Origin of the sequence: Kitasatospora sp. NPDC051164 (assembly GCF_044455625.1) — a bacterium.
Classification (GTDB): domain Bacteria; phylum Actinomycetota; class Actinomycetes; order Streptomycetales; family Streptomycetaceae; genus Kitasatospora.
In genome coordinates, this window is record NZ_JBITFB010000019.1 from 107,053 (window position 1) to 117,702 (window position 10,650).

A 10,650-nucleotide genomic window follows, 5' to 3' on the forward strand; every position below is an offset into this window, starting at 1 on the left:
GGTCAGTGAGTCCAACGCCCGGCGGTGCCAGCGGTCATCGACGCTCTGGTGGCCGGGCTCCAGGTCACGGATGCGGGGCGAGGCGGGCGGCGGTCTCCAGCATCAGGGCGTGGACGAAGGCCTGGGGTAGGTTGCCGCGCAGCTGGCGCTGGGCGACGTCGAACTCCTCGGCGTACAGGCCAGGTGGTCCGCAGGCGGCGCGGTTGCGTTCGAACCAACGCAGTGCCTCTGCCTGGTTGCCCTGCTGGTGGTGGGCGAGGGCGACCAGGAACCCGCAGAGCAGGAAGGCTCCCTCCGCGTCCTGGAGCGGGCGCCGGTCATGGCGGAACCGGTAGCAGTAGTGGTCCTCGCAGAGGTCGGCGAGCACGGCGTCCAGGGTGGCCCGGGTGCGCGGGTCGTCGGCCGGGACGGCGCCGCGCAGGGCGGGCAGCAGCAGGGCGGCGTCCACACCCGGCTGGGACGGCGACCGCTGCCAGCGGCCGGTGGGGTGGAGGCAGTCACGGTCGGCCTCGGCGGTGATCCGGTCGGCCAGCGCCTCCCACCCGGCGGCGCGGCCGCGCCCGGCCACGGGGTGGGCGGTGGCGATGGCGCGCAGTCCGGCCGCGCAGGTGAGGCGGCTGTGAGTCCAGCGGTCCGGTTCGAGTTCCCAGATCCCCGCGTCCTCCTCCCCGTGGCGGGCGGTGATCGCGTCGGCAGCGACCGTGGCGGCGCGCCAGCCCTCGGCGTCGAGCCGGCCGAGCCGGGCGGCGGCGGCGAGCAGGAGCAGGCCCTCACCGAAGCCGTCGAGCTGGAACTGGTGGTTGACCCGGTTGCCGACGACGTCGAATCCGCCCGGGTAGCCGGGCAGGTCGAGGGTGCGCGGGTCGGGGACGGGGCCGCCGTCGGTGGTGTAGGCCGGTGCGAGGCCAGGGCCGTGCTCCAGCAGGCGGGCGGCGACGAACCGCACTGAGTCGTCCAACAGCGCGTCGCAGCCGGCGGCGGCCGCCGACTGGCCGATGTAGGCCTGGTCGCGGATCCACACGTACCGGTAGTCGTAGTTGCGGCCCTGCTCCGCCCGTTCCGGCAGGCTGGTGGTCGCGGCCGCGACGGTCCCGCCGCCCGGGCCGGTCATGCCGCGCAGGACGGCGTGCGCGTGCCGCGCGTCACGCCGCCCGAGCACGACCGCGAGGTCGGGCACCTGCTCGGCCCACGCCGCCTCGGTCGCCCGCCACAGCCGGCCAGGGTCCTGGGGCCGTTCCAGCGGCCGGTCGGCGACCTCCAGGACGAGGTCGTGCCGCTCACCGGGCTTCAGGCGCAGCCGGGCCTCCAACCGTGGGCGCGGGCCGGAGCCCTCCGTCGTCGCGTCCGGCAGGCCACGCAGGCGCAGGTGCAGGTCTGCGGCCCGGGCCGTCCAGGATCCGTCCTCCTCGTGGGTGACCTTCCGCAGTCGGTGCTCGCCGAACCCGGCGGCCGCCTGGAGGCTCACCGTCACCTCGGCCGGACCGTCCACGGCCGTGATCCTGCGGAGCAGGACGGCCCGGTGGGCGTCGCCAGGGTAGGCGAGCGCCTCGCGGCATTCGACGATCCCGGCGGTGGTGACCCAGCGGCTGCGCCAGATCAGGCTGCCGTCCTCGTAGTAGCCGCCCCACACATAGCTGCCGGTGGGGGTGACGGTGAACCAGCCGGGCCCGCCGATCAGGGCGGCGAAGACGGCGTCGCTGTCCCAGCGCGGTGCGCACATCCACGCGATGTCGCCGCGCGGGCCGACGAGGGCGCCGCGGTGGCCGTCGGCGAGCAGGGCGTAGTCGCGCAGCGCGTGCGGGGCCGGCGCGTGGGCGTTCTTCGGCACTTGGGCCTCTTCTCCGATCCGGGGTGCGGGGGGGGGGGGGGGGAAGGCCGCCGCCGGCCTGAACGGGTAGGGGGTGGGGGTCTACGGGCTGCCCGCCGACGCGGTGCCGGTGGTGTGCTGCTGGAGCACGTTGTGGCGTGGCGTCAGGCCCAGGCCCGGGGTGTCGCCTTGGCCGGGGCGGAGCAGGCCGCCGACGGGGTCGAGGGTGCCGTCGAAGAGCGTGTTCTCGATGCGGACGTGGTCGTGGAACCACTCGAGGTGACGCACGTTGGGCAGCGTGGCTGCGGCGTGGGCGTGGACGTGCGGGGCGCAGTGGCCGGACAGGTCGAGGCCGTGGGCCTGGGCCAGGGCGGCGGTGCGCAGCCAGACGGTGAGGCCGCCGCAGCGGGTGGCGTCGGCTTGCAGGCAGTCCACCGCCGGGGCCATGGCGGCGAAGTAGGGCAATGTGAAGCCGTACTCGCCGGCCGCGACCTCCGGGCTGATCGCGGCGCGGACCTGTGCCAGGCCGGGCAGGTCGTCGGAGGAGACCGGTTCCTCGAACCAGCGCACGTCGTGTTCCTCGAAGCGCTGGGCGAGGCGGATCGCCTGTTTGGCGGTGTAGGCGCCGTTGGCGTCGACGTACAGCTCCGCGTCCGGGCCGATGAACGTGCGGGCCTGGCCGATGCGGGCCAGGTCCCGGCTCTCGCGAGTGCCCCAGCCCTCCCCGATCTTGATTTTCACCCGGGGGATCGCCTGCTGCTCGGTCCACCCGCGCAACCGGGCTTCGAGTTGACGGTCGTCGTAGGTGGTGAAGCCGCCGCTGCCGTAGACCGGCACGGTGTCCCGCGCCCGGCCGAGCAGGTCGGCCAGTGGCAGCTCCAGTAGTCGGGCCTTGAGGTCCCAGAGGGCGATGTCGACGGCGGACAGGGCGTAGCCGCCGATGCCGGGCCGTCCGGCGTTGCGCAGCGCCCGGTGCATCGCCTCGTTCGCGGCGGGCACGTCGAAAGCGCTGCGGCCGATGACGTGCTCGGCCAGCAGGTCGGTGATCACCTTGGCGCAGGCGGCGGCGCCGTAGGTCCAGCCGTAGCCCTGGGTGGTTTCGGAGCGGGCCTGGACGAGGACCATGGTGGTGCTGGTCCAGGCGGCGGTGCCGTCGGCCTCCGGCGCGTCGGTGGGGAAGTCGAGGACCCACATGCGCAGGGCGTCGACGACGGGCGTCGACGGGCCGCTCACGAGGTCTCACCGGCGGCGTGCAGCGCGCCGCTCAGGGTGGTGGGTGACTTCACGGCATCCTCCTCGCGCGGCGGCGGGCGGTGAGAACCGCCCCGGTGGCCAGGCCCGCCAGTAGCCCGAGCGCCGCTGCGGTGAGCAGCCGGGCGGTGGCGGGATGAGGCTGCGGGCGTTCGACGGCGTTCTCCGGCCGGTCGGTGGGTGCCGGGCCGTCGAGGGCCATCGCCAGTGCCTCGGCCAGGTGCACAGCCTGGCGGCCGGTGTCGGCCTGGCCGATCTGGGTGCGGCAGCTGAAGCCGTCCGCCAGGACGAACGCCTCGGGTGCGGTGGCGCGGACGGCGGGCAGGACGCCCTGCTCGGCGATCGTCTGCGACAGGTCGTAATGCCCCTGCTCGAAGCCGAAGTTGCCGGCCAGCCCGCAGCAGCCCTCGTCCAGCACGTTCGCCTCCAGGCCTGCGCGGCGCATCAGCTCGCGGTCCGGATCGCCGCCGAGCACGGCGTGCTGGTGGCAGTGCGTCTGGACGGTCGCCGCGCGGCCGACCTGCGGCGGCTGCCACCCTTCGGGAGAGTGGTTGACGAGCTGTTCGGCGAACGTGCGCAGCTGGGTGGCGAGGCGCAGGACATCCTGGTCACCGGCGAGCAACTCGGGGGCATCGCTGCGGAGGGCTGCCGCGCACGAGGGCTCGAGGCCGATGACAGGGGTGCCCGCCTCCAGCCAGGGACGCAGCATGCGGGTGGTGTGCTTGATCACCCTCTTGGCGGTGGAGAGTTGGCCGGTGGAGATCCAGGTGAGGCCGCAGCACACCGGACCCTCGGGGACGGCGACGTTGAATCCGGCGTCTTCCAGGACCCGGACCGCGGCCTCGGCGATGTGGGGGTGGAAGTGGTTGGTGAAGGTGTCCGGCCACAGCAGCACCGTGCGCGGATCGCCCGGGTCGGGAGGCGTCCGTCCGGCCCGGTGCCAGGTGTCCTGGAAGCTCTCGGCGGCGAACAGGGGTGCGTCCCGGCGCGGGTCGATCCCGCCGAGCAGCTTGCCGAGCCGGCCCAGGCCCGGGGCGTGCAGGGCGGCGTTGGCCAGGCCGGGAGCAAGGCGCGCGAGCCGAGTCCAGAGCGGGAGCCAGCCCATGGCGTAGTGCGCGGCGGGGCGCAGCCGGCCTTCGTAGTGGTGGGCGAGGAACTCGGCCTTGTAGGTGGCCATGTCGACGCCGACCGGGCAGTCGGACTTGCAGCCCTTGCAGGCCAGGCAGAGATCGAGGGCGTCGCGGACCTCGGTGGAGCGCCACCCCTCGGTGACGGGCGAGTCCTGGTGGCCGCCGAGCATCTCGAACAGCAGGCGCGCCCGGCCCCGGGTCGAGTGCTCCTCCTCGCGGGTGGCCCGGTAGGAGGGGCACATCACGCCGCCCTGCTGGGTGCGGCAGTTGCCGACGCCGACGCAGCGCATGACGGCCTGCCCGAAGTCGCCGTCGTCGTCGGGGTACGCGAAGTGGGTGTCCTGGTGGGTTTCGGGCCGCCAGTCGGCACCGAGCCGCAGGTTCTCATCGGCCTGGCGGGGGTGGACGACCTTGCCGGGGTTCATCCGGTTGCCCGGATCGAACAGCGCCTTGACCTCGACCATCGCGTCGACCAGAGGCTGACCGAACATGCGGGGCAGGAGTTCGCCGCGGGCCTGCCCGTCACCGTGCTCCCCGGACAGCGACCCGCCGTAGGAGGCGACCAGGTCGGCGGCGTCGAACAGGAACGCCCGGAACGCCTCGATACCCTTTCCCTCGCGCAGCTCGAACGGGATCCGGGTGTGCACGCACCCCTGGCCGAAGTGCCCGTAGAGGGAGGCCTGTTGATAGCCGTAACGGTCGAAGAGCCGCTCCAGATCGCGGAGGTAGGCGCCCAGCTTCTCCGGTGCGACGGCGGAGTCCTCCCAGCCCTCCCAGGTCTCGGCGCCGTCCGGCGGGCGCGCGGTCACCCCGAGTCCCGCCTCGCGGGCCTTGAGCATCTCGTGCTCGCGCGGCGGGTCGTCGGAGAACGCCACCGACGCGTCGCCCTCGTCGCGACCGAGGGCGCGCAGCAGCGCGCGCGCCTGCCCGTCGGCCGCCTCCTTCGTATCGGCCGTGAACTGGAGCAGCAGCCAGCTGTCGCCCTCGGGCAACTGCTCCAGGGAGTCGAGGTAGGCGTGTTCCTCGCGCATCAGCTGCGCCATGCGCCCGTCGATCGCCTCCAGCTGGGCGGGCCGGCTGTGCTCGAGCAGGTCGGGGACGGCGTCGGCCGCCCGGTAGATGTCCTCGAAGCCGAGCACCAGCAGGGCCTCGGCGGCCGGGACCTCCACCAGGTGCAGTTCGGCCCGCAGGACGGTCACCAGGGTGCCCTCGCTGCCGACCAGCGCCTTGGCGAGGTCGAAGCCGTTCTCCGGCAGCAGCGAGTCCAGGTTGTACCCGGAGACCCGGCGGGGGATCTTCGGGTAGCCGCGCCGGATCTCCGCCAGATTGCGTCCGGCGATCTCCTTCAGCCCTTGGTACAGCCGGGCCCGGGGCCCACCCGCGGCCACCACCTCGGCGTACTCCTCGTCGTTGGTGCGGCCGGCCCAGAACCGGGTGCCCTCGTAGGTGAGCACCTCCAGGCGGCGGACGTTGTCGACGGTCTTGCCGTAGGCCTGCGCGGAGGCGCCGCAGCTGTTGTTGCCGATCATCCCGCCCAGTGCGCAGTGGCTGTGGGTGGACGGCTTCGGCCCGAACATCAGCCCGTGCGGGGCGAGTTGCCGGTTCAGCTCGTCCAGCACGATGCCCGGCTCCACCACGCAGGTCCGCGCCTGCGGGTCGACCGAGAGGAGGCGGTTGCAGTACTTGGTCCAGTCGATGACCACGGCGGTGTTGGTGCACTGCCCGCCCAGGCTGGTGCCGCCGCCGCGCGAGAGCACCGGCGCGGCGAACCGGGAGCAGACCGCGACCGCCGTCGCCCCCGCCTCGACGGTGTGGGGCACCACCACGCCGAGCGGCACCTGCCGGTAGTTGGAGCCGTCGGTCGCGTACGCGCCCCGGCTGCCGGCGTCGAAGCGGACCTCGCCGTCGACCTCAGCGCGCAGGGCCTGTTCCAGGGCGGCGAGGTCCACGCCGGCGCCGGTGCCGTCCGAGGTCATGGTCAGCTCCCGTTGCCGGGCAGGAACTCCTGGACCTTGGCCTTCACGCCTTGGCGGATCACCGAGCCGCGGTCGCTGTCGCCCTGTAGGACGGCGGAGGCGGCGGCCTTGATCTGGTCCCAGGTGGCGTGCGGCGGGATCGGCGGCACGGCCGGGTCGGTGCGGAAGTCGATGACGAACGGCCGGTCGGCCGCGAGCGCCTGACGCCAGGCCGGCTCCACGTCCTCGGGCCGCTCCACCCGCACGCCGCCCAGGCCGAAGGACCGGGCGATGTCGGCGTAGCGCACGTCGGGCAGGCTCTGGGACGGCTCGAACTGCGGCGCGCCCTGCATGGCCCGCATCTCCCAGGTGACCTGGTTCAGGTCCTGGTTGTTGAGCACCGCCACCACCAGGCGCGGATCCGACCACTCCCGGTAGTACTTCGCGGCGGTGATCAGCTCCGCGAGGCCGTTCATCTGCATCGCACCGTCGCCGACGATGGCGATCGCCGGCCGGTCGGGGTGGGCGAACTTTGCGCCGATGACGTACGGCACGCCGGGGCCCATGGTCGCCAGGGTGCCCGACAGCGAGCCGCGCATGGTCCCGCGCATCCGCAGGTGGCGGGCGTACCAGTTCGCCGCCGACCCGGAGTCGGCGGCGAGCATGACGTCCTCGGGCAGCAGCGCGTCGAGCGTGTGCACGACGTACTCCGGGTTGACCGGGTCGGCGGAGACCTCGGCCCGGCGCTGCATGACCTCCCACCACCGGGCGGCGTTGTCCTCGACCGTCTTGCGCCAGGTGCGGTCGGTCTTCGCCTCCAGCATGGGGAGCAGGCGCCGCAGGGTCTCGGCGGCGTCGCCGACGATGTTCGCCTCGAACGGGTACCGCAGACCGATCATCGACGGGTCGAGGTCGATCTGCACGGCCCGGGCCTGCCCGAAGTCGGGCAGGAAGTTGCTGTACGGGAAGCTGGAGCCGACCACGAGCAGGGTGTCGCAGTCGCGCATCATCTCGTACGACGGCCGGGTGCCGAGCAGCCCGATCGAGCCGGTGACGTACGGCAGGGTGTCCGGTAGGGCGTCCTTGCCGAGCAGAGCCTTCGCCACACCGGCGCCGAGACGCTCGGCCACCTGCTCGACCTCCGGGCGGGCGTGGCGGGCGCCCTGGCCGATGAGCATGGCGACCTTCTCGCCGGCGTTGAGGATCTCCGCCGCCCGGGCGAGGTCTTCGTCGGCGGGCACCGGCGCGTAGTGCGGGATGCCCAGGCTGGAGGGGACCTGCTTGAAAGCGTGGGCGGGCGGCTCGTAGTCCAGTTCCTGCACGTCGGCGGGGATGACCAGGGCGGTCACCGTACGCCGGGTCGTGGCCACCCGCATCGCCCGGTCCAGGACGTTCGGGAGCTGCTCGGGGACGGTGACCATCTCGCAGAACTCGGAGGCAACGTCCTTGTACAGCGACAGCAGGTCGACTTCCTGCTGGTAGGAGCCGCCCATCGCGGTGCGGTCCGTCTGGCCGACGATCGCCACCACCGGCACGTGGTCGAGCTTGGCGTCGTACAGGCCGTTCAGCAGGTGGATCGCGCCGGGCCCTGAGGTGGCCACGCACACACCGGTGCGACCGGAGAACTTGGCGTAGCCGACGGCCTGGAAGGCGGCCATCTCCTCGTGCCGGGCCTGGACGAACCGGGGCTGGTCCTCCGCGCGGCCCCACGCGGCGAGCAGCCCGTTGATCCCATCGCCCGGGTAAGCGAAGACGTACTCCACCTCCCATTCCCGCAGCCGCTGCAACAGGTAGTCGGCAACCTTCATCTCTGTCCTCCTGGTCCCGGGGCCGGCCGTCGGGTGTGACGGGGGCGCGTCTCTCTGTGCGGCTAACCGCCTCGACAAGCCCGAAACCCGCTCACGTCAGCTGCCGGATGTCATGGCCGGGTTCGTCGACCGGGGCATAGAAGTGTCGCGAATGCTTGTGACATCGAACAGAGCCGCTGGCGCCATGGCGTTCCCACCTTCCCTGCGGGAGGGCATCGCCCGGCGCGATGCCGGGCCGGAGCGCCCCGCCCGCATGCGCGGCGCCCTTGTTGCCCCCTTCCGCATGCCCGCAGCGTGGCCTCGCATACACCCCTGGCCCCTTTTGTATCGGAATGGACCAGTTTGGCCGGTGGGCGTCATGGGCACCCGGCCCCGTATGGTGCGAATCGGCTACACGATGATGAGCGAGCAGCGGGGGCCGCGTCAGCTGGTGGAGGATGTGGTGCGGGCGGAGCAGGTCGGCTTCGACTTCTCCGTGGCGTCCGACCACTACTTCCCGTGGCTGGAGGAGCAGGGGCATTCGCCGTACGTGTGGAGCGTGCTCGGCGCGGCGGCCCAGGCGACCGAGCGGATTCCGCTGATGACGTACGTGACCTGCCCGACGATGCGTTACCACCCGGCCGTGGTGGCGCAGAAGGCCGCCACCGTGCAAATGCTCTCGCAAGGGCGGTTCCGGCTCGGGCTGGGCTCGGGAGAGAACCTGAACGAGCACATCACCGGTGCGGGCTGGCCGGCCGCCGACGTGCGCCAGCAGATGCTGGCCGAGGCGGTCGGGATCATCCGCGCCCTCTTCGCCGGCGGCTACGTCAACCACCGGGGCGAGCACTTCCGGGTGGAGTCGGCGCGGTTGTGGGATCTGCCCGAGCAGGCGCCGCCGATCGGCATCGCCGTCTCGGGTCAGCAGTCCTGTGAGCTCGCGGGGAAACTCGCGGACCTGGTGATCGCCGTGGAGCCCGACGTCGCGCTCCTGGAGGCCTTCGACCGGTTCGGCGGGGCGGGCAAGCCGCGGGTGGGCCAGCTGCCGGTCTGCTACGACGTGGACCGGGACCGCGCGGTGGCCCGCGCGCACGAGCAGTTCCGCTGGTTCGGCGGCGGCTGGAAAGTCAACGCCGAACTGCCCGGCCCGGCCGCCTTCGACGCCGCGAACCGGTTCGTACGTCCTGACGACGTCGCACGGTCCATCCCCTGCGGCGACGAGGTGGACGACTTCGTCGAGGCGGTGCGCGCCTACGCCGATGCCGGGTTCACCGAGGTCGCCCTGGTCCAGATCGGCGGCGAGGCGCAGCGACCGTTCCTCGACTGGGCCGAATCGGCCCTGCTGCCCGCCCTGCGCGACCTCTGACCCGGGCGGTCGGCGCAGGCGAGGTGGCCGTGGGTTCGATGGCGACCACGGCCGTGATCGTGGCTCGCGAGCATCAGCCTCCGCATCGCCGCCGAGGGTTACCACACGGCCGCTGACACCGGTAAATGCCTCACGGGCAGCTCCGGTGCCTCGGACCGAGGGGCTCGGCCAGTACGACATCTTCCCCTCCCACGGCGACCTGCCATGTCCGGGACGGCCTCGCGCGGGCACGGCTCGCGCGTCGGCGGACACTCGCGATGAGTCCCGGGATTTCGGGTAGACGCCCCCCGGCACAACGGCGGACGACCAAGCAGGGAGGCACTTGTGAACATGGCCGGAGCCAACGCAGGCGTCAGGCAGGCGCTATCCGACACGGCGCACCGAACCGGGGCGCTCGCCGCGCGGGCGGCCCACGGCGCCGGGCAAGCCACCGCGCCCGCGCTGGACGCGGTGACCACAGGCGCGGAGCACACCCGCACCGCGGCGCTGCGCGCCGCGCACATCGCGTCCGATCTGGCCGAGCGTACTGGCGAGGCGGTCAGTGGGACGGTTCGCAGCGGCAGTCGGCGAGCGGCCCACGCAGCTCATCCGCGTGGCGGCCGGGGCCGCACGATGGTTGTGGGACTGCTCCTGGCGGTGGGAGCCATAGCGGGTATCGGATGGTGGGCCGTGCGACGCCGCGGCGACGACCTCCCGGACTGGCTCCGAGAGCAGTCGTCCGCCACCGATGCCGAGGAGGGCACGCAGTGAAGGAGTTCGACCGAGAACGCGCCCACGGTGAGGCGGAGGACCTGTCTCATCTCAAGGACGACGTCGACGAGAAGAACGCCGAGGTCATTGACCACGTCCGGGGTGGCGGCAACGGTCGCCCGAGCTCTGAGCGGACCGAACAGGTGAAGAAGCCTTCGGCCCGTGAGCGGCCGTGATCCTGAGGCGGACCTCCGGCGCAGGGCGGTTTGCCCTGCTGCGGCGGCAATAGCCGGGCAGATGGGGACCAGGGAAAGGCGCCACTCACCGCGCCGGGCAGGGATATCCTCCCGGCGCATGCGGCGTGGAGGGGGCGGAACGCCAGCCGCTCACCTGCGGGCCGATGGCGTGCGCCGGCCCGGGAAGCAGAACAGAACGCCTTCGCTTCCCGGGCCCGGGTTCCCGTTTTCGGTCAGTGCCGCCCGGGCTGCTGCGGGTTCTTGGTCTCGGCGCCGTGGGCGAAACCGCCGGCGTTGTCGGCGCTGCCGAGGGCGCTTCAAGGTTGTGGCGGGGGGGGGCCCCCCCCGCGGGGGGGGGGCCCCCCCCCCCCCGGCGGCCCCCCCCCCCCGCCCCGCATGGGACCCGGTCTGGGGGACCACCCCCCGAGAAA

The 10,650-nt window shown here is 73.0% G+C and carries 7 protein-coding genes; 3 read left to right on the top strand and 4 right to left on the bottom strand.

Going from position 1 to position 10,650, the window contains the following annotated elements; genetic code table 11:
- Nucleotides 1-64: 64 nt before the first annotated feature.
- From ACIBEC_RS27330 to ACIBEC_RS27345, 4 genes are all read right to left on the bottom strand, one after another.
- Nucleotides 65-1,828 carry a glycoside hydrolase family 15 protein gene (locus ACIBEC_RS27330; RefSeq protein WP_360500197.1) on the bottom strand — a complete coding sequence of 588 codons (1,764 nt, stop codon included), beginning with the start codon at nt 1,826-1,828 and terminating at the stop codon, nt 65-67.
- Between the two features lie 81 nt (nt 1,829-1,909).
- A complete protein-coding gene (locus ACIBEC_RS27335) occupies nt 1,910-3,001 on the bottom strand; it encodes an enolase C-terminal domain-like protein (RefSeq protein ID WP_360500429.1) in 1,092 nt (363 codons plus the stop codon).
- Nucleotides 3,002-3,089: 88 nt separating this feature from the next.
- Nucleotides 3,090-6,164, bottom strand: coding sequence for an FAD-linked oxidase C-terminal domain-containing protein (locus ACIBEC_RS27340; protein ID WP_360500200.1), 3,075 nt, complete (start codon nt 6,162-6,164; stop codon nt 3,090-3,092).
- A gap of 2 nt (nt 6,165-6,166) precedes the next feature.
- On the bottom strand, nt 6,167-7,951 hold the full coding sequence (locus ACIBEC_RS27345) for a thiamine pyrophosphate-requiring protein (RefSeq protein ID WP_360500203.1): 1,785 nt from the start codon (nt 7,949-7,951) through the stop codon (nt 6,167-6,169).
- A gap of 376 nt (nt 7,952-8,327) precedes the next feature.
- Between ACIBEC_RS27345 and ACIBEC_RS27350 the strand changes: the two genes are divergently transcribed.
- The 3 genes from ACIBEC_RS27350 to ACIBEC_RS27360 all read left to right on the top strand — a co-directional run bounded on the left by ACIBEC_RS27350 (nt 8,328) and on the right by ACIBEC_RS27360 (nt 10,219).
- Nucleotides 8,328-9,293 carry an LLM class F420-dependent oxidoreductase gene (locus ACIBEC_RS27350; RefSeq protein ID WP_360500432.1) on the top strand — a complete coding sequence of 322 codons (966 nt, stop codon included), beginning with the start codon at nt 8,328-8,330 and terminating at the stop codon, nt 9,291-9,293.
- Nucleotides 9,294-9,623: 330 nt separating this feature from the next.
- Complete coding sequence (locus tag ACIBEC_RS27355) at nt 9,624-10,043, top strand: hypothetical protein (protein ID WP_396289072.1); 420 nt, start codon at nt 9,624-9,626, stop codon at nt 10,041-10,043.
- Nucleotides 10,040-10,219, top strand: a complete 180-nt coding sequence (locus ACIBEC_RS27360; protein WP_360500208.1) for a hypothetical protein — start codon at nt 10,040-10,042, stop codon at nt 10,217-10,219. The genes ACIBEC_RS27355 and ACIBEC_RS27360 overlap by 4 nt, the downstream gene beginning before the upstream one ends.
- Nucleotides 10,220-10,650 lie beyond the last annotated feature (431 nt).

Excerpts from the sequence above, each read along its gene's own strand:
- ACIBEC_RS27335 (WP_360500429.1), bottom strand. The coding sequence starts at position 3,001 with ATGTGGGTCCTCGACTTCCCCACCGACGCGCCGGAGGCCGACGGCACC.
- ACIBEC_RS27340 (WP_360500200.1), bottom strand. The coding sequence starts at position 6,164 with ATGACCTCGGACGGCACCGGCGCCGGCGTGGACCTCGCCGCCCTGGAA.
- ACIBEC_RS27345 (WP_360500203.1), bottom strand. The coding sequence starts at position 7,951 with ATGAAGGTTGCCGACTACCTGTTGCAGCGGCTGCGGGAATGGGAGGTG.
- ACIBEC_RS27350 (WP_360500432.1), top strand. The coding sequence starts at position 8,328 with ATGGTGCGAATCGGCTACACGATGATGAGCGAGCAGCGGGGGCCGCGT.
- ACIBEC_RS27355 (WP_396289072.1), top strand. The coding sequence starts at position 9,624 with ATGGCCGGAGCCAACGCAGGCGTCAGGCAGGCGCTATCCGACACGGCG.